Below are 19,167 nucleotides of genomic sequence, written 5' to 3' on the forward strand. Positions count from 1 at the left end.
CGGATCAAAATGACCGCTTTTAACCGATAACAAACAAAGGCTGGCCGAATTCGACCGGTTCGCCGTTTTCGACAAGAATCTGTTTGATGACGCCGGATGTTTCTGCCTCGATTTCGTTCAGGAGTTTCATGGCTTCGATGATGCACAGCGTATCGCCCTGCTTGACGGTCGAGCCGACTTCGACATAAGGCGGATTGCCTGGAGCCGGCGCACTGTAGAATGTGCCTACCATCGGAGATTTGACGACATTGCCCTCTGGTTCTGCAGGAACCGGTGCCGCATCGGCTGCGATGACCTGTGTGGCGACGTTGACCTGCGGAACGGCTGCGGCAGGCTGTGCGATGACCTGTGGCGGCTGCACCATGACAGGCTGTCCCTGTACAGAAGACGTTTTGGCGATACGAACCTTGCTGTCACCCTCGGTGACTTCCAGTTCGGCAATATCTGAGTCGGCGACAAGGTCGATCAGCGTTTTCAGTTTACGTAAATCCATAAAAATCCCGCAAATAACAGTTAAATGATTGGAAATCAGTGCTTGAGCGCAAATTCGACGGCTATCCGGTATCCATCGGTTCCAAAACCGCATATTACACCTTTGGCAATATCGGATAGATAGGAATGATGACGGAACGGCTCACGTTGATGAATGTTCGAGATATGAACCTCGAAGAAAGGGATGTTGACACCTGCCAGAGCATCCCGCAGCGACACGCTGGTATGCGTCAGACCGCCCGGGTTGATGACGATGGCGTCGACATGATCACGTTGTGCCTGATGGATACGGTCGATCAGCGCTCCCTCATGATTGCTCTGGAAGCTGGACAGTTTTCCGCCGGCGGCCTCGACAAGCGCATGCATGTCGGAGACGATATCGTCGAGAGTCGTTCTTCCGTAAATATCAGGTTCCCGTGTACCCAGCAAATTCAGGTTCGGGCCGTTCAGAAGAAGAATGTTTTTTGCCATGATTCCTGAAACACAATCGCTTTATATTGGATTTTCAGCATTTTGCCGTCAAATAACGGAAAGAGGCAAGAAAAAACGACGGATTTCTAGAATTTGTCGGTGTTTTCACGTGCGTCGCCGTTGATGAGACGACGCAATTTATCCAGATCGGCACGTTGTGCATGCGGACCGAAAAAGCGGTCGGGTCTGCGGATGTCGTCTGCATCGTACACAGTCAGATGAATGACTTCATCGTGCCAGAGAAAGTGAATGACTTCGATGGCATGGCGTTTCCCTGGCGATTGTGGCGATTCGGAGACACTGAACTCGATACCCTCGTTCAGGAGAAAAATTTCAATGTCCTTGACGTTATCGGCAAAGATTTGCAGGTAAATATCGCTATGTTCGCCACCGGTGCCGTTAAGAACCGCGCCAGTGATATATGGATTGAAGCGTTCCAGTCGTTTCATCAGCCGTAGGGCGAGCAGGCGCAAATGCCGCAGTCTGGCCGGCTGGGTGTCGGAGAGAAAAAGTTCGTTGTATATGCGGACCTCGTTCTCGATTGTCTGGTTGTCCGGTAAAATTTCGCCCGTTATGCGTGAGTTTCCAAGAAGGAGTCTGGCCGCCTTGCGTTTGGCGGCGTCATAACTTGTTCCTTCCTCTGCTATCATGCGTGCAGCGGCAATGGCGATTTCCTGTCTGAGCTGGGCGAGATCGTTGAAACGGTAGGTCATGCTTGCGTTTCCTGTGCAAACGAAAGTGACAGATTGTCGGATAAAATCTTCATTTCAGTGAGCGAATCAGAATCATGCACATTCATATCCTCGGTATTTGCGGAACTTTTATGGGAGGAGTGGCCGTACTGGCCAAGGCGGCAGGGCATACAGTAACCGGTTGTGACGCGAATGTCTATCCGCCGATGAGTACCCAGCTCCAGGAGCAGGGAATCGAGCTCATGGAAGGCTATGACGCACGCCAGATTGATCTGAATCCGGATTTGTTTGTCATCGGCAATGTCGTATCACGTGGCAATCCGTTGATGGAGGCTATTCTGGATCGCGGGCTGCCATATGTGTCGGGTCCCCAGTGGATCGGCGAACATATATTGCGTGACCGCTGGGTGCTTGCTGTTGCAGGTACGCACGGTAAAACGACGACGACATCCATGCTGGCATGGATACTGGAAGATTGCGGCTATGCCCCGGGGTTCCTGATCGGTGGTGTTCCCGTGAATTTCGGTATTTCCGCCCGTTTGCATGGCAATGATGAATCACCGTTTTTCGTGATAGAAGCGGACGAATACGACACCGCGTTTTTCGACAAGCGCAGCAAATTCGTGCATTATCGTCCAAAAACAGTGATTTTGAACAATCTTGAGTTCGATCATGCTGATATCTTCCCTGATCTTGCAGCCATCGAGACACAATTCCATCATCTGGTCAGGACAGTGGCCGGCAATGGTCGTCTGATCGTCAATGCGCGTGAAGCGGCGTTGAAACGGGTGATCGATCGTGGGTGCTGGAGCGAACTGGAATGGTTCGGCGGCACCGGTACGGATGGCTGGACGCTTTCGGATACGGAAAATGACGGATTCGATGTGTGGCTCGATGGCGTTCGTCAGGGAACAGTCCGCTGGGAATTGACCGGCGAACATAACCGGCTCAATGCGCTGGCCGCGATTGCAGCCGCAAGGCACGTCGGTATCCGGCCGGATCTGGCGATAGATGCCTTGTCGCGATTCAGGAATGTCAAAAGACGTATGGAATGCCGTGGTATCGTCGGCGGTATTGCCGTATATGATGATTTTGCGCATCATCCGACTGCTATCGAAACGACAATAGCGGGCCTGAGAAAAAAAATCGGCAGAAGTGCAGATACCCGTATTCTGGCGGTGCTGGAACCGCGTTCCAATACCATGAAGCTGGGGGTCATGAAGCAAAAGTTGCCCGGCAGTCTTGCGGATGCCGACCTGGTATTTTGTTATGGCGAGCGCTCGGGCAAAAATGCACTGGGATGGGATTTGCGGGAAACGCTGGCGCCGCTGGGAGAAAAAGCGCGTGCATTTGATGATCTGGACAGTCTGGCAGACAGTGTGGCTGCATTGGCACGATCAGGCGATCATATCCTTGTTATGAGCAATGGCGGGTTCGGCGGCATTCATCAGAAAATTCTCGACAGGCTTTCCAGAAAATGACAGGCGTAATTGTATATTTGCACGGTTTCAAGTCGTCTCCCCATTCGTTCAAGGCACAGCTCATTGCGCAGACACTTGAACAGAACGGCGGTGATTGGCGTTATATCTGTCCGCAACTGCCGTTATCTCCACAAGAATCAGTAGATTTGGTATCGAATGCCATTCGTGATTGCCAGAGGGATCGTCTAACGATTATCGGTTCTTCTCTTGGTGGTTATTATGCCCACTGGCTGGCAGAACAGCATGCCTGCAAGGCGGTATTGCTCAATCCGGTTATCGACCCATGGCAAATCAAGATACTGGACGATATACCGGACAGAAGTGATTTGAGGGTATGTGAATGGCTGGATTTTCGTGAACGTTATGAGGGTGAATTGAAAGCCATTCGGGTAAAAAACATTACAAATCCTTCAAGATATTTGCTTTTGGCGGCAAAAGGAGATGAATTGCTGGACTGGCGCCTGATGCAGTCGCATTATCACGGGGCGCATCAGGTCATTGTTGACGGGGGAGATCACGGTTTATCCGATTTCGGGCTTTATCTCGAAAAAGTGCTGTCGTTTTGCGGGATAGGGAAACAGTATGCAGGCTGACAGGATGAAAGATGCCGGCTTCGTGCATGGCAGACATCATATTGAATGACAGAGCGTTGAATGAATTTATTCTTTGAAGAGTCCGGCGAGTTCAGAACGGGCAATATTCTGAATCAGGTTGGTGAAGCCTATCAGGTCGAGTTGCCGGGCGGAAAACGGGCCAAGGTTCGGGCAAGGGATGTCTTTTTTCAGTTCGGTACGCACGAACCTGCGCAGCTTCTGACCGAAGCGGGCCGGATCGCCGACGATATCGATCTGGATTTTCTCTGGGAAGTCGCCGGAGAAACGGAATTCGATTATACAGAGCTGGGCAAGGAATATTTCGGGCATGAGCCGAAACCTGATGAGGCTGCCGGGCTGTTGATGCGTTTGCATTCGGCACCCATGTATTTTTACCGAAAGGGCAAGGGACGCTACAAGGCGGCACCGGAAAAAGCGTTACGCGCCGCACTGGCCAGTATCGAACGAAAAAAACAGCAGGCCATTATCCAGCAACAGTATGTCGAGCAGTTAAAACAAGGTATTCTGCCGGAACCGATGAAGGCCAACGCCGTGCAGTTATTGTGCAAGCCAGACAAGAACGGTATCGAATACAAGGCGCTTGAAATGGCATGTGACGACATGCATATCTCTCCGGAACGGCTGATGTTGAATACGGGGGGTATCGATGGGCCGAAAGCCCTGCATTTGTCACGCTTCCTGTTCGAACATTTCCCGCGCGGTATTGCGTTTCCGAAAATCGATATGCCGGCGATATCGTTTGAATTGCCCATTGCGGATGTCAATGCCTTTTCGATAGACGATATCACGACGACCGAAATCGACGATGCCTTTTCGGTGACGAATATGCCGGACGGGCAGATACGCATCGGTGTGCATATCGCTGCGCCCGGATTGGGTATCCGGCCTGGTGACCATCTGGATGAAATCGCGCGCAAGCGGCTTTCCACGGTATATATGCCGGGCGACAAAATCACCATGTTGCCGGACGAGCTGGTCAGCCGTTTTACGCTCAGTGCGGGAGAAAACAGGCCGGCCTTGAGTTTGTATGCCCTCGTCGATCCGAAAGACTGGTCTGTCGTGCAAACCGAAACGCGTGCCGAGATGATCCGTGTTTCGGAAAATCTGCGTCATAACGATCTGGACCACCTGATTACGGAAGAAAGTCTGGACAAAAACGAGGGCGAATATCCTCACAAGGAAGATATCCGGGTACTGTGGCATTGCGCGCGCGTGTTCGAAAAAAAACGCATGGAAAAACGCGAATCGTTCGGCTTGCGTCCGGAACAGACGAACCGGGTCGATTTCAATTTTTACGTCAGCGATGACGGCGTGGTAACGATCGAACGGCGAAAAAGAACAGCACCGCTGGATCGAATCGTGGCCGAATTCATGATTTTCGCCAACAGTACATGGGGAAAATTGCTGCATGAACATGGTATTCCGGGTATTTACCGGAGTCAGGGAGCAGGAGGCGGCAGCTGGATGAATCGGATGCAGGTCAAAATGGTCACGCATGCCGCACCCCATCTGGGACTGGGTGTCGATCAGTATGCATGGAGTACATCCCCGTTGCGACGTTATACCGATCTGGTCAATCAGTGGCAGATTCTGGCATGTATCGATTACGGTGTGGCCGCACCGTTGTCCGCGCCTTTCAAGCCAAAAGACGCCAGTTTGTTCGCCATCGTCAGTGCATTTGATTCCGCCTATAGCGCCTATGGTGAGTTCCAGTCGAAAATGGAACGTTACTGGTGTTTGAGATGGCTGACACAAAACCATGTCAGGCAGACGGAGGCAGTCGTCATCCGTGACGAGGTGATCCGTCTGGTCGATATTCCGTTGACTATCCCCATGCCGGGGATGCCGCTTCTGGCACGTGGTACGCAAGTCAAAATCGACCTGATTCGCTGGGATGAAGTTGATTTGTCCGTTGAGGCACGTTTCTTGGATGTATCGCCGGATGCCGATATGGAGCGGCTGGAAGAGGGAGAGGAAGAAATCACGGAGTGATTCGGTGTTATAGTCTTGAATGATATCCGTGATCGTGCCTTTATGAGTATCGGTTTGTGAAACAGCTTTTGCAAAATCGGAGTTTATGTATTGCGGTAGCCATATCGGTTTTGCTGCATGTGATGGTCTTGTCTGTCCATTTCGGCATTTCCCCTGTTTCGGCTCCCGACAGGATACAGGTTCCGATCGAACTTGTACTGACCAATTCCGCGCAAAGACGGGTACTCGACATGGCAGCCGTCAATACGTCGGAAAGTACCTCATGGCAAGGCCAGATCGGCCGAAAATCGGGAGATGGTTCTGCAGGTGGCGGTATGAGATCCGGAAAGTCTGCTGGAGCGCCGGCAGACAAAAAAGCGGCAACCATGCCATCTGTACCTGACAGTACCGGCAAAAAAACAGGAAAAAGTGCCGCGGCAACATCAGGAAACAAGATCATGAGTACGGTGCCATCTGGCACAAGTGATTTCAGTTTGCCGGAGGATCAGAACAGTCGCTCGGTGGTGTTCAGGCGAAATGCGAGAGGTGACGGCAGTGGGACCGGAAGCGGCGGGACCGGTGGCGGAGGCGGTGGATATGGTATGCAAGGGCGGCCTGTCATTACCGCCAATACGCGTGATGTTGGCTATGCCATGTATTACAAGGCATTGCGAAAAAGGGTGGAAAGTTTCGGGCTGATCAATTTCCCACAGCGAAACGGTACGAAATTGTATGGCGAGCTGACGGTCCGGATTCCTGTTTACCGTGACGGTACACTTTTCGAAAAGGAAGGCGGGCCAGGAATCGAACGTTCATCCGGGAATCCTGCGCTCGATCGTGCCGCCCTGAATATCATTCGTCGTGCGGCGCCGTTCGGACCTTTTCCGAAAAGCATGCAGTCGAAAAACGGCGGTGCGGATGTCTGGATTATTATCACCAAGCTTCGATTTACACGGGATCAGGGCGTACAGTCACAGATACGTTCGACAGTTCGCTAGGAATTGACGGCAAAATCGTTCAAAAATCACATAACGCCAGTTAAAAAGAAAAAATTACCATATCAGCCAATTATCATGAGTGATCGTTACGCAGTGGTGGGAAATCCGGTAGCGCACAGCAAATCACCGGAAATACATGCGTTGTTTGCACGGCAAACAGGACAAGATGTCGAATATTCGCGTCTTTTGGCACCATTGGACGGTTTTGTCGCGACAGTCAGGGATTTCATCCAGAATGGTGGGCGGGGGTTGAATGTGACGGTACCGTTCAAATTCGAAGCCTTCGCTTTGTCGAACATGCTTACTGAGCGCGCGAAGATGGCCGGTGCAGTCAATACACTGCGATTCGACGGCAATACGGTATCAGGCGACAATACCGATGGCGCAGGGCTGGTGGCTGACATTACACGTAATGCAGGCGTTTCGCTGGAAAGGGCCAGGATTTTGCTGCTGGGAGCGGGTGGCGCCGCTTATGGTGTCATGTTGCCACTGCTGGAACAGAAACCACAAAGGCTGCATATCGCCAATCGCAGTGAAGACAAGGCGCACGATATGGCGTTGCGTTTTGGAACCTATGGCGCCATTACGGTATCTTCCTATGACAATCTGGATGAACCGTTCGATGTCGTCATCAATGCGACATCGGCTGGGCTTCAGAATGGCATGCCTCCGGTATCTTCAAAGGTTTTTCATGAACATACGCTGGCGCTGGATATGGTTTATGCCGATCGGCCGACGCCGTTCATGGATTACGCCAGCAGGTATGGCGCGACGGTTCGCGACGGATTCGGCATGCTGGTCGAACAGGCAGCGGAATCGTTTTTTGTGTGGCGCGATGTCAGGCCGGATACACGGCCAGTATTTGCGTATTTCGGGCGTTGATTGCATGGAACAACTGCTTGCCCTGCTCAGGAAATACTGGCGATGGCTGGTTTATACGCCGTTGCTTTTGTTTCTGATGCTTCAGGTTTATTTTTTTCTTCAAATCGGCTGGTGGGTGAACCATAACCCGACTTCGACGAGTTTCATGCGGCAGCAACTGGCGGTATTGCAGGAAAAAAATCCCAAGGCCAGACTGAAACACAAATGGGTGCCTTACAAGCGGATTTCGCGGAATCTGAAACGTGCCATCATTGCGTCGGAAGACGCCAATTTTACCGATCATGAGGGGGTTGACTGGGATGCCTTGCTCAAGGCTTATGAAAAGAACAGCCGGAAAGGAAAAATCGTGGCAGGCGGTTCCACGATTACGCAACAGCTGGCAAAAAACCTCTTTTTGTCCGGAAACAAGAGCTATTTCAGAAAAGGGCAGGAAATCCTGATTACCTATATGCTTGAATTCTGGATGGAAAAAGAACGGATATTCGAGCTGTATCTGAATCTGGTCGAATTCGGTACCGGCGTATTCGGTGCCGAGGCGGCCGCGCGACACTACTATGGTATATCTGCCGCTTCGCTCAGTGCCGGGCAGGCTGCGCGTCTTGCGGCGGTATTGCCCAAGCCGAGATATTTCGATACACATCGCAATTCGGGATATTTGCGGTATCGGACGGCGCTGATTCTGCGGCGTATGGGATCGGCTGATGTTCCGCGTTGACGGAGGAGCATCCGGAAGTTCTTGCCTGTGCAATCCGTTATCAGTACACTTGCGCTGTTTCAGTGAGGCGGCATAAATGACTGATGAAAGCCACCATCGCTTTCGGTTCTGTCATAAAGCAGTCATGCAACCATGATGTGATCCATCCATCGCAAATTCCGCCGGCAGCTACCCTGTTAATGTGTCTGAAAGAGTGTTTCCATGATCAATGTTTTCGAACTCCAAAACGGTCGTTTGAACCAGGTGCCGATCGATTCCAAATCCGATCTGGAAAATGTCGCGCCTATCTGGGTGGACATGACGGATCCGACCGAGGAGGAGCGATCATGGGTGAAAAGCATATACGATGTCACAATGCCCGATGAAGACGATGTCAAGGATATCGAGGCATCCGCACGTTACTATGAAGCGGAAAACGGCGATTTGCATTTGCGGACGGATTTCAGGATCGATGACGACGAAGGACCTTCGCAAACAGTGACTGTCGCATTTATTCTGGCGCGCAACATGCTGTTTTCCATGCATGCCGAAGATTTGCCTGTGTTCAGGCTGGTCAGAATGCGTGCCCGTTCGCGACCAGGTTCCATTACCGATTACAAGGACGTGCTGCTGGATCTGTATGCTACGGACGCTGAATATTCGGCCGACGCGCTCGAAGGGATTTACCGCAATCTCGAGGAGGTCAGCGGCAAGGTTCTTCAGGAAGAGTTTACCGACCAGGATGCCGCCGCGACCTTGAGTACGATTGCCAAGGAAGAAGACCTGAACGGCCGGATACGCCGGACGATGATGGATACCCGACGTGCGGTCAGCTTTCTGATGCGTGGCCGTTTGCTGGATTCTGACCAGTTCGAGGAAGCCAGACAGATTTTGCGGGATATCGAATCGCTTGACGGTCATACCTCGTTTCTGTTTGAAAAGATCAACTTCCTGATGGATGCCACTGTCGGTTTCATCAATATCAACCAGAACAAGATCATCAAGATTTTCTCTGTGGCCAGTGTCGCGTTCCTGCCGCCGACGCTTATCGCCAGCATCTATGGCATGAATTTCCGGATCCTGCCAGAACTGAGCTGGGACTTCGGTTATCCGTTCGCACTGGTACTTATGCTGTTGAGCGCACTGGCACCGTTCTGGTACTTCCGTCGCAGGGGCTGGCTGAAGTAAGCCATTTTGTGGAACAACAAATCGTTTGGTGCCGGTGTCGAAAGGATTGCCTTGCGGCGGTTGTCCTGTGCAGATACCGCCTCAGTTTTCAGGCAATGCACCAGCCAGCCGCAACAGGGTGCTTTGCATGTCGTCGAGCCATTTGACAGGGTCGCTGACGGAAACCCACCAGCAGGTATCCGAAAAACCGGTGCAATCGACGAATTCTTCTGTCAGGATTTTCTGTGCCGATCCGTATTGGCCGATGCAGGCATCCACAATCGCAATCCATGAATGCTTTTGCAGAACCTTTTCGACAAGCGATGGCGGTATCGTCATGTGCGTCGTGATGTCGGGCATGCTGCCATAGCCGAAGCCCTCATCGGCATAATGTCTGCTTAAACGGAAGCCCTGTCCGTATTTTTCATTCATGCACAACCAGGGGTATTCGCTGGAGACAGGTGCATTATCACAGGATGCGGAATTTTTCGAAGAAAAAAAACGGCTGAAAAAAATATTTGCCATGATGGTAAAGCACTTGGTAAGGCGACGGAGATTATTATACCGTGGCCCGGTACGGTACTGTCCGTATCATCAAAGCGATGGAAGTCGGGTATTTGCCCAGGTACAGGAAAACCGTTCGCGATCTCCAGACCGCATGATTTCAGGCAGTGATAGGTAAAAATTGACTGTGGTCAAGCACTGTTTTCCGCCAGAGAAGCTATGATAGCTGTTAGCTTGAAAAGTTGGTATGTCACTTCACCTGCCCGTAAAGTTGTATTGCAACCTTGAAACGTCAAGGCACACCGCTGGCGCCAATGGACGTGAAAAAGCAAGATAAGCGACGATGCTGATTGGTTTGAATTTGACAGCGGATTTCCATTAGACAATTCATGAGTGCGACAACAGATGATTTGCTGAAATGCGGTGATGCGCAGGCAGATTCCATATCTGGCGGGCATCTGGTAGCGAAAGCGCTCAGGAATGAAGGCATCGATACCATATTCACTCTTTCCGGAGGCAATATCGTCGATATCTACGACGGTTGTGTCAGCGAAGGCATCCGGATCATCGATTTCAGACATGAACAGGTAGCGGCACATGCCGCTGACGGTTATGCTCGTCAGACAGGGCAAACCGGATGTCTTGTCACGACTGCGGGTCCGGGATGTTGCAATGCCATAACCGGAATGGCAACAGCCTTGCGTTCCGAAACTCCACTGCTGCATATCGGTGGACAGGGGGCGACGATCCAGCATTTGCAGGGTTCACTGCAGGAATTCGATCATGTCAAACTGATGTCACCGGTCACGAAATGGGCGACAAGTGTCCGTTCGACCGAACGGATCGCGGATATGGTGGCGATGGGATGCCGCGAGGCATGGGGTGAGGTTCCGGGTCCTGTCTATCTGGAAATTCCGAGAGATTTGCTTGATCGCAGCGTGGATCGGAAAAATTGTGTGATTCCGGCATCGGGACATTACCGGTGTTCCAATCGCGTCATGTGCGCGCCTGAAGAAATCGAGAAACTGGCCGATATGCTGCTGCATGCGGAAAAACCGGCGGTATTGTTCGGTAGCCAGGTCTGGAACGGCAGAAGTCATCGGGAAGCGCTGGAGCTGATCCGCGCGCTGGACATGCCAGCCTATACCAATGGTGCGGCACGCGGTATTTTCAGAAACGATGAACCGCTTTCATTCGACAGGACGCGCAACAAGGCGCTTGCCGAAGCCGATCTGGTCATGGTTGTGGGAACGCCGTTCGATTTCAGGCTGAGTTACGGCAAGACGGTCAATCCCGCGGCCAAAGTGGTGCAGATCGACCAGAATTACGCAGTGATCGGCAAAAATCACGATATCACGCTGGGATTGCTGGGGCATGCCGGAACGATTTTCAGGGCGGTGATCGATGCATTGTCGGGACGGCTGGAATATGGCGCGCGTTCGAAACGTCAGGCATGGATCCGCGAATTGCGGCAGGCCGAGGAAAAGGCACTGGAAAAACTCATGCCCTTGTTCCGTTCGGAAAACAGCCTGATCAATCCCTATCGGGTCGCTTATGAACTGAACGAATTTCTGGGTGAAGATACGATATATATCGGGGATGGCGGCGATGTGGTGACGATATCTGCACAGGCAGTGCGTCCGCGTAATCCCGGACAATGGATGGATCCGGGGCCATTGGGCAGTCTGGGCGTCGGGACAGGATTCGCTATCGGCGCGAAGCTCGCACATCCCGGCAAGGAAGTCGTGTGCTACTATGGGGACGGCGCTTTTTCCATGACGGCGTTCGATATGGAAACGGCCAACCGTTTTCATGTGCCATATCTTGCCGTTGTCGGAAACAATTCTGCGATGAACCAGATCCGTTACGCCCAGTTGGCCAAATATGGCGATCGCGGCAATGTCGGCAATTTGTTAAGTGACCTGCCATATGGTAAATTTGCGGAAATGATGGGCGGATACGGGGAGGAAGTACATCGTCCCTCGGATATAGCCCCTGCCTTGCGGCGTGGTCGCGAGGCGATAGCCAGAACCGGTAAATGTGCGGTGATCAATATCTGGGTCGACCCGCAAGAGTGGTCGCCGGGAACCAAGGCGCGCCTGAAAGCGCGTATGGCTGGCAAATAGAAAGGATACGTTGGAAAAGGGTAACCTTTTTCTCGTTGTGAAACTGGTGAAAACCAGAAAAAGTAATACAGACCAATTATTGGAGGAAGACAAAAAATGGGTAGTAAAGCATTATCCGGAGTAAGAATTCTGGACATGACCCACGTACAGGCCGGCCCGACCTCGTCACAGCTGTTGGCATGGATGGGTGCGGACGTTATCAAATTCGAAAATCCGACCGGTGACATTACGCGTAAACAGCTGCGCCATGATCCGAACAAGGACAGCTTGTACTTCACCATGCTGAACAGCAACAAGCGTTCGGTTATTTCCAACATGAAGAGCAAAGCTGGCTGCGAAATTTTCGAAGCACTGCTGAAAAAATGCGACGTTATCATGGAAAACTTCGGACCTGGCGTTCTGGCCCGTTTCGGCTACACCTGGGAAAAAATCCATGAAATCAACCCGTCCATCATCTATGCCTCCATCAAGGGCTTCGGCTCCTCCGGTCCATACAGTGACTACAAGGCATACGAACCGATCGCACAGGCAATGGGCGGTGCAATGTCCACGACCGGTTTCCCGGAAAATCCGCCGACCATCACGGGTGCACAGATCGGTGACACCGGTACCGGTCTGCACCTGGCAATCGGTATTTGCGCAGCGCTGTACCACAGAACCCACAACGGTGGTATCGGTCAGGAAGTCGAAGCAGCAATGCAGGAATCCGTCATGAACCTGTGCCGCGTCAAATTCCGTGACCAGGGCCGTCTGATGGGTGGCAAGGGCGCACTGCCGGAATACAGCCGTCCGACGCTGGGTCTGACCGCCGTACCACGTGCCGGTAACGACTCCGGTGGTGGTCAGCTGGGTAACTGTATCCCATGTAAACCGTTCGGCGCCAACGACTACGTTTACCTGGTCGTACAGGAAGCCAACTGGCCGATCTTCGCAAGAGCAATCGGCGACGAAGCTCTGGTAACGGACGAACGTTTCGCAACGCTGGCAGAACGTCGTAAAAACCAGAACGAACTGTGGAAGATGGTAGCGGACTTCGCCAAGAACTACACGAAGACCGAAATGACCGCATACTGCAATGAAAAGAACATTCCTTGCGGCCCGGTTCTGTCCACCGAAGAACTGATGAAGGACGCACACGCACTCCATCGTCAGATGATCGTCAAGGTCGAAGGTCATCCGCAGGGCGACTACTACACGGTCGGTATGCCGATCAAGCTGTCGATGGGTAACGTCGACAAGATTCTGCCTGCTCCGATGCTGGGCGAACACACCGAAGAAGTGCTGAAAGAAGTTTGCGGCTTCTCCGATGAAAAGATCGCCGAACTGAAGGCTGGCGGTGCTTTCGATATCCCACCGAAGAGAAAGAAATAATGGTGGGTCATTGTCTTAATGAAGTGATTCATTAAACATGAACAGGATGGGTGGGAAGACCACCACCCATCCATTCTTTTTGAAGGACGAGTATGAATATTCATGAATACCAGGGAAAAGAAATTTTGCGCAAATATGGAGTGACCACTCCCCGTGGATTTCCCTGCTTTAGCGTTGACGAAGCTGTCGAAGCCGCAAAAAAACTGGGTGGCAATGTCTGGGTCGTCAAGGCACAGATTCACGCCGGCGGCCGTGGCAAGGGGGGTGGTGTCAAGGTGGCGAAGTCCCTTGACGAAGTCAGAAAATACGCAACCGAAATTCTCGGTATGACACTGGTAACGCACCAGACCGGTCCGGAAGGTCGTGTTGTAAAACGCCTGCTGATTGAAGAAGGCGCTGATATCCAGAAAGAATACTACGTCGGCATGGTAATCGACCGTGCCACACAGCGGGTAGCGCTGATGGCTTCCTCGGAAGGCGGCATGAACATTGAAGATGTCGCACGCGATACTCCGGAACTGATTCACAAAGTCTTTATCGATCCATCTACCGGTCTGACCGATGCAGAAGGCGAAGATATCGCACGCAAGATCGGCATGCCGGAAGCTGCCGTCAAACAAACCTGCAAATTCATGCAGGGTCTGTACAAGGCCTTCGTCGAAACCGATGCATCCCTGGCGGAAATCAACCCGTTGATCCGTACCGGAGACAATCGTGTAATCGCGCTGGACGCCAAGTTCAACTTCGATTCCAATGCGATGTATCGTCATCCGGAAATCCAGGCTTATCGTGACCTGGATGAAGAAAATCCTGATGAAATCCAGGCTTCCAAGTTCGGTCTGACCTATATCTCCCTGGATGGCAATATCGGATGTATGGTCAATGGCGCAGGTCTTGCCATGGCGACCATGGATATTATCAAACTGTATGGCGGTTCTCCGGCCAACTTCCTGGACGTAGGCGGCGGTGCAACGACCGAAAAAGTCACCGAAGCCTTCAAGATCATGTTGTCCAATCCGAATGTCAAGGCCATCCTGGTCAACATTTTCGGCGGCATCATGAGATGCGATGTCATCGCCAACGGCGTGGTGGCTGCTGCCAAGGAAGTTGCCCTGAAGGTACCTCTGATTGTACGTCTTGAAGGTACCAATGTCGAACAGGGTAAGGAAATTCTGGCCAAGTCCGGTTTACCGATTATCTCTGCCAGCGGCATGGCTGATGCTGCACAAAAGGCGGTTAACGCAGCAAAGGGTAACTAATTATGTCTATTCTGATTAACAAGAACAGCCGTGTCATCGTTCAGGGTCTGACCGGTAAGACTGGTGCATTTCATACTGAAATGTGTATGAATTATGCGTTCGGTAAGGATTGCTATGTCGGTGGTGTCACCCCGAAAAAGGGTGGTACGACCTTCCTGAATCTGCCTGTTTTCAATACCGTCAAGGAAGCAAAGGAACAGACTGGCGCAAACGTTTCCGTCATCTATGTCCCGCCTCCGTTCGCTGCCGCAGCGATTGATGAAGCTGTGGAAGCCGGTATCGAGTTCGTTATCTGTATTACGGAAGGTATTCCGGTCGAAGATATGCTGCGTACCCGTTACAAAATGCGCGGCAAAAACACCATTCTGCTTGGACCGAACTGCCCGGGCATCATTACACCGGATGAACTGAAGATCGGTATTATGCCAGGTCATATTCACAAGAAAGGTTCCATCGGTGTCGTTTCCAAGTCCGGTACCCTGACGTACGAAGCTGCCAGCCAGCTGGCTGAATTCGGTCTGGGCCAGTCCACGGTTGTCGGTGTCGGTGGCGACCCGATCAACGGTCTGAAACACATCGACGTTCTGAAGATGTTCAATGAAGATCCGGAAACCGAAGCGGTTATCATGGTCGGCGAAATCGGCGGTAACGATGAAGAAACCGCAGCACGTTGGGCAAAAGACAACATGAAGAAACCGATCGTTGGCTTTATCGCCGGCGTAACTGCGCCTCCGGGAAAACGGATGGGCCATGCAGGCGCCATCATCTCCGGTGGCAAGGGTACGGCACAGGAAAAACTGGCTGTTATGGAAGAATGCGGTATTACCGTTACCCGCAATCCTGCCGAAATCGGCAAGACGATGAAATCGGTTCTGAAATAAGCAGTATCCGCTGAAAAGCAAAAAGCCCGGCAATGCCGGGCTTTTTTCTGTGTCGTGCTTTCAGAAATGACCTGTCTCGAGATAGTTGCACAGACATTGCAGGCTGTACAGGACACTTTGTTCACGGATTTCGGCACGGTTGCCGGTAAACAGTCGTTTGTCTGTACTGAAGATGCCGGTTTGGGTAGCAAAGCCGAAACAAACGGTGCCGACAGGTTTTTCAAGTGAACCGCCATTGGGGCCGGCGATGCCGGTTGTGGAAAGCGCGATATCGCTTCCGGTTACGTTGATGGCGCCTTTTGCCATCGCCAGAGCCACTTTCTGGCTGACAGCACCTTGTTGCCGGATCAGGTCTTCCGGTACGCCGGCCAGTCCGGTTTTCGATTCATTGGAATAGGTGATGAGTCCGCAATCGAACCATTCGGAAGCACCCGGGACGTCGGTGATCTGTTTGGCCAGACTGCCTCCGGTACAGGATTCAATCGTGACCAGTTTCAGTTTTTTCCGGGAAAGCAGGGTGCCGACATACTGGGCTAGTTCAAAAGGATTGTTCATCATGGCGATTCCATCTGTAAAGTTAATTGGCCATCATGCATGTTTTCCATAATGCAAAAACAAGCAGCGTGAAAAAGGCGGCGATGATATCGTCCAGCATAACACCAAAACCGCCGTGAATGTGCCGGTCGAAAAAACGGATCGGCGGCGGTTTGGTCATGTCGAAAAAGCGGAAAACGACAAAGGCGATGCATTCCGACAGAAATGACGCAGGTGTCACGAACAGCAAGACCAGCCAGAAAGCGATGATTTCATCCCAGACCATGCTGCCGTCATCAGGGCTGCACAGTGCCTCGCCGGTTGCCTGACAGGTTTTGATGCCAAACAGGAAACCGGTTATGCAAAGACAACCCCAGACGAGTGGTGTGAAGATCGTCGGCCACAGGAAGGTCAGGACATCGTAGACAATCCATGCGAACAGTGTTCCGGCTGTTCCGGGCATGATGGGTGAAAGGCCGCTGCCGAAACCGAGGGAGACCAGATGAAATGGATGTGAGCAAAGAAAGGCGAATCCGGGATTTCCTTTGCTTTTGACAGGATCGTTCATTTGCTGCCTGCCAGGAAGTGGTCGAAGGAATGGCGCGAAAAGGTTACGGGTTCACCATGACTGTTGCGCAAGCGCAATCCGGGCTCGTTCTCGATGAAGCCGATACGTGTGACAGGTACTCCTGTTCTGGCAGATGCTTCCAGAACACGACTGCGTTTCGATGGCGGTGCCGTGAAACACAGTTCATAGTCGTCGCCACCCGTCAGGGCGCATAGCATGCGCCAGTCTTCAGTTTGTCTGGCAAGGACAGGACTGATGGGAAGGGAGTCGGTGTTCAGCGTGGCACCGACACCGGAGGCATCCAGAATATGAGTCAGGTCTCCGAGCAGCCCGTCAGAAATATCCAGTGCAGAATTCGCGTTTTTTCTGAGTGCCATACCCAGCATGATGCGTGGAATCGGCATATGCAGACGGGGGGAAACGGCGTTGAAATCCTGTTTGTCCAGGGTGATTTCGTTACGGCAATGTGCCAGTGCCAGTCGTGCGTCGCCGATCGTGCCTGAAACCCATATATCGTCACCGTATTCCGCACGGTCGCGACGAAGTGCCTGACCCAGTGGGATTCGTCCGAATACCGTAATGCAGATATTGAGCGGTCCTTTTGTCGTATCGCCGCCTATCAGTTCGCAATGGCAGATGTTCGCCAGGGAAAACATGCCTTCCGAAAAGGACTTGAGCCATGCTTCGTCAGGTTTTGGCAGTGAAAGCGCCAGCGTGAAAGCGACCGGTTCAGCGCCCATGGCAGCCAGATCGGACAGGTTGACCGCCAGCGATTTGTGTCCGAGCTGTCGTGGATCGGTATCGGCAAAGAAATGGGTGCCTGAGACGAGCATATCTGTCGAGATGGCGAGTTGCGTACCCGGAACAGGGGTCAACAATGCACAGTCATCGCCAATTCCCAGTGAGGCGTTCCTGACAGGTTTCGTAAAGTATTTGGCGATAAGATCGAATTCTGAAAGCATGATCGTAGCGTTGCAAAAAGGATTGTCGGACTTCTTGCATAATGATGCTATTGATGTCGCGCTAAAGCAAGACAATGGTAAACTGTTAAACTTGAGCTTTACCGATAGCCAACAGGCCGGAAAACAGTCCGGTCATCCTGTGCACAGGGACCGGCGATGCAGATGATCGGTACTTTTCGTTACTAGGACTTGTCTGATGATGGATCACGTATCGTGGATTGAATATATAGCCGCCGCGTTGTTTTTTCTGGCCTTGATTCATACTTTTTCCGCAAAATATTTCGTCAAGCTCGCACAGCGGGAAAGCCGTCATGCCGGTGCATGGCTGATGCTGGGCGAAGTGGAAGTGGTATTCGGTTTCTGGGCGTTCATCCTGCTGGGATTCATGGCGGTCGTCAACGGATACGAAAAGGCTGTCGAGTATATGGATACCCGAGATTTCACGGAGCCACTGTTTGTTTTCGTCATTCTGGTCATCGCCGGGACGCGTCCCATCCTTCAGGCGGCACAATTGCTGATCGACTTGCTCGCGAAAGTCATTCCATTGCCGGGGACGATCACCTATTACTTCCTGACGTTGACGGTTGTGCCGTTGCTGGGATCGTTCATTACGGAACCGGCTGCCATGACACTGGCTGCCATCATTTTGCGGGACCGGTATTTTTCCAAAAAAATACCGGAAACCATGAAATATCTGACGATCGCCGTTTTGTTCGTTAACGTGTCGATCGGCGGTGTCCTGACTTCCTATGCCGCACCACCAGTGCTGATGGTCGCCAGCAAATGGGGATGGGGCATGGATTTCATGCTGATGACGTTCGGCTGGAAAGCGGCTCTGGCTGTTTCAGTCAATGCATTGATCGCGTCATGGGTTTTCAGAAAAATACTGGTCGGTATGGACGATCTCAAGGATGACTATGAAATCGGTCGTGTACCGCCGCTGGTCATGCTGATTCACATGACGACACTGGTGCTGGTAGTGATATTCAGCCATCATCCGTTTGTTTTTATGGGATTTTTCCTGTTTTTCCTGGGATTTACGGAAGCTTATCATCGTTACCAGAGTCCGCTGATGTTGAGAGAAGGATTGCTGGTTGCTTTTTTTCTGGCAGGGCTGGTCGTTCTGGGGGGCATGCAAAAGTGGTGGTTGTCTCCCATTTTGTCAGGGCTGGACAGTCATACCCTGTTCGGTGGGGCGACATTGCTGACGGCTATTACGGATAATGCGGCACTGACCTATCTGGGCTCGCTTGTCGATGGTTTGTCGGATGCCAGCAAATACGCACTGGTCGCCGGTGCCATTACCGGGGGCGGTTTGACGGTTATTGCCAACGCACCCAATCCGGTCTGTTTTTCATTGCTGAAAAACCATTTCGAGCATCAGTCCATCAATCCGCTGATGCTGTTTCTTTACGCATTGCCGCCGACAATCATCGCCGCTTGCAGCTTTCTTCTGCTGTAAACGGTGCCATGACGGCCGTCTCATGCGCATGTCGGGAT

At 52.0% G+C, this 19,167-nt stretch carries 19 protein-coding genes; 12 read left to right on the forward strand and 7 right to left on the reverse strand.

Going from position 1 to position 19,167, the window contains the following annotated elements:
- Window positions 1-19 precede the first annotated feature (19 nt).
- The 3 genes from accB to NAI64_RS04805 all read right to left on the reverse strand — a co-directional run bounded on the left by accB (window position 20) and on the right by NAI64_RS04805 (window position 1,676).
- The gene (gene accB / locus NAI64_RS04795; protein WP_269298321.1) at window positions 20-493 is read right to left on the reverse strand and encodes an acetyl-CoA carboxylase biotin carboxyl carrier protein; all 474 of its coding nucleotides are present in this window, start codon (window positions 491-493) and stop codon (window positions 20-22) included.
- Window positions 494-528: 35 nt separating this feature from the next.
- Window positions 529-963 (reverse strand): type II 3-dehydroquinate dehydratase, encoded by a 435-nt coding sequence (gene aroQ, locus NAI64_RS04800; protein ID WP_269298323.1) that lies wholly within the window; start codon window positions 961-963, stop codon window positions 529-531.
- An 86-nt stretch (window positions 964-1,049) separates the two neighbouring features.
- On the reverse strand, window positions 1,050-1,676 hold the full coding sequence (locus NAI64_RS04805; protein WP_269298326.1) for a hypothetical protein: 627 nt from the start codon (window positions 1,674-1,676) through the stop codon (window positions 1,050-1,052).
- Between the two features lie 74 nt (window positions 1,677-1,750).
- Here NAI64_RS04805 and mpl point away from each other — a divergent pair, with 74 nt between their 5' ends.
- The 7 genes from mpl (at window position 1,751) to corA (ending at window position 9,483) form a co-directional block, all read left to right on the forward strand.
- Complete coding sequence (gene mpl / locus NAI64_RS04810) at window positions 1,751-3,136, forward strand: UDP-N-acetylmuramate:L-alanyl-gamma-D-glutamyl-meso-diaminopimelate ligase (RefSeq protein WP_269298327.1); 1,386 nt, start codon at window positions 1,751-1,753, stop codon at window positions 3,134-3,136.
- Window positions 3,133-3,729 (forward strand): YqiA/YcfP family alpha/beta fold hydrolase, encoded by a 597-nt coding sequence (locus NAI64_RS04815; RefSeq protein WP_269298329.1) that lies wholly within the window; start codon window positions 3,133-3,135, stop codon window positions 3,727-3,729. The genes mpl and NAI64_RS04815 overlap by 4 nt, the downstream gene beginning before the upstream one ends.
- A 60-nt stretch (window positions 3,730-3,789) precedes the next feature.
- Complete coding sequence (locus tag NAI64_RS04820; RefSeq protein ID WP_269298331.1) at window positions 3,790-5,742, forward strand: ribonuclease catalytic domain-containing protein; 1,953 nt, start codon at window positions 3,790-3,792, stop codon at window positions 5,740-5,742.
- A gap of 122 nt (window positions 5,743-5,864) precedes the next feature.
- Complete coding sequence (locus tag NAI64_RS04825; protein ID WP_269298333.1) at window positions 5,865-6,719, forward strand: TonB family protein; 855 nt, start codon at window positions 5,865-5,867, stop codon at window positions 6,717-6,719.
- Between the two features lie 75 nt (window positions 6,720-6,794).
- Window positions 6,795-7,601, forward strand: a complete 807-nt coding sequence (gene aroE / locus NAI64_RS04830; protein ID WP_269298335.1) for a shikimate dehydrogenase — start codon at window positions 6,795-6,797, stop codon at window positions 7,599-7,601.
- Window positions 7,602-7,605: 4 nt separating this feature from the next.
- Window positions 7,606-8,316 carry a monofunctional biosynthetic peptidoglycan transglycosylase gene (gene mtgA, locus NAI64_RS04835; RefSeq protein ID WP_269298337.1) on the forward strand — a complete coding sequence of 237 codons (711 nt, stop codon included), beginning with the start codon at window positions 7,606-7,608 and terminating at the stop codon, window positions 8,314-8,316.
- Window positions 8,317-8,517: 201 nt separating this feature from the next.
- A complete protein-coding gene (gene corA / locus NAI64_RS04840; protein ID WP_269298339.1) occupies window positions 8,518-9,483 on the forward strand; it encodes a magnesium/cobalt transporter CorA in 966 nt (321 codons plus the stop codon).
- 81 nt (window positions 9,484-9,564) lie between these two features.
- On the opposite strand, the gene NAI64_RS04845 is transcribed toward corA, so the two are convergent.
- Window positions 9,565-9,894, reverse strand: coding sequence for a hypothetical protein (locus NAI64_RS04845; RefSeq protein WP_269298341.1), 330 nt, complete (start codon window positions 9,892-9,894; stop codon window positions 9,565-9,567).
- A 461-nt stretch (window positions 9,895-10,355) separates the two neighbouring features.
- Between NAI64_RS04845 and NAI64_RS04850 the strand changes: the two genes are divergently transcribed.
- The 4 genes from NAI64_RS04850 (at window position 10,356) to sucD (ending at window position 15,603) form a co-directional block, all read left to right on the forward strand.
- Window positions 10,356-12,092 (forward strand): thiamine pyrophosphate-binding protein, encoded by a 1,737-nt coding sequence (locus tag NAI64_RS04850; RefSeq protein ID WP_269298342.1) that lies wholly within the window; start codon window positions 10,356-10,358, stop codon window positions 12,090-12,092.
- Window positions 12,093-12,188: 96 nt separating this feature from the next.
- A complete protein-coding gene (frc, locus tag NAI64_RS04855) occupies window positions 12,189-13,463 on the forward strand; it encodes a formyl-CoA transferase (RefSeq protein WP_269298344.1) in 1,275 nt (424 codons plus the stop codon).
- Window positions 13,464-13,555: 92 nt separating this feature from the next.
- The gene (gene sucC, locus NAI64_RS04860; RefSeq protein ID WP_269298346.1) at window positions 13,556-14,722 is read left to right on the forward strand and encodes an ADP-forming succinate--CoA ligase subunit beta; all 1,167 of its coding nucleotides are present in this window, start codon (window positions 13,556-13,558) and stop codon (window positions 14,720-14,722) included.
- 2 nt (window positions 14,723-14,724) lie between these two features.
- Window positions 14,725-15,603, forward strand: coding sequence for a succinate--CoA ligase subunit alpha (gene sucD / locus NAI64_RS04865; RefSeq protein ID WP_269298348.1), 879 nt, complete (start codon window positions 14,725-14,727; stop codon window positions 15,601-15,603).
- Between the two features lie 60 nt (window positions 15,604-15,663).
- Here the strand turns inward: sucD and NAI64_RS04870 are convergent, their stop codons facing one another.
- Genes NAI64_RS04870 through thiL form a run of 3 tightly spaced genes read right to left on the reverse strand, consistent with a single transcriptional unit; the run spans window position 15,664 to window position 17,667 of the window.
- The gene (locus NAI64_RS04870) at window positions 15,664-16,161 is read right to left on the reverse strand and encodes a CinA family protein (RefSeq protein WP_269298350.1); all 498 of its coding nucleotides are present in this window, start codon (window positions 16,159-16,161) and stop codon (window positions 15,664-15,666) included.
- A gap of 19 nt (window positions 16,162-16,180) precedes the next feature.
- A complete protein-coding gene (locus tag NAI64_RS04875; RefSeq protein ID WP_269298351.1) occupies window positions 16,181-16,705 on the reverse strand; it encodes a phosphatidylglycerophosphatase A family protein in 525 nt (174 codons plus the stop codon).
- Window positions 16,702-17,667 carry a thiamine-phosphate kinase gene (thiL, locus tag NAI64_RS04880; RefSeq protein WP_269298353.1) on the reverse strand — a complete coding sequence of 322 codons (966 nt, stop codon included), beginning with the start codon at window positions 17,665-17,667 and terminating at the stop codon, window positions 16,702-16,704. Before thiL ends, NAI64_RS04875 begins: the two co-directional genes overlap by 4 nt.
- A 199-nt stretch (window positions 17,668-17,866) precedes the next feature.
- Between thiL and NAI64_RS04885 the strand changes: the two genes are divergently transcribed.
- Window positions 17,867-19,129 carry a putative Na+/H+ antiporter gene (locus NAI64_RS04885; protein WP_269298392.1) on the forward strand — a complete coding sequence of 421 codons (1,263 nt, stop codon included), beginning with the start codon at window positions 17,867-17,869 and terminating at the stop codon, window positions 19,127-19,129.
- Window positions 19,130-19,167 lie beyond the last annotated feature (38 nt).

It is taken from the genome of Oxalobacter paeniformigenes (assembly GCF_027158465.1).
Lineage (GTDB): Bacteria > Pseudomonadota > Gammaproteobacteria > Burkholderiales > Burkholderiaceae_D > Oxalobacter > Oxalobacter paeniformigenes.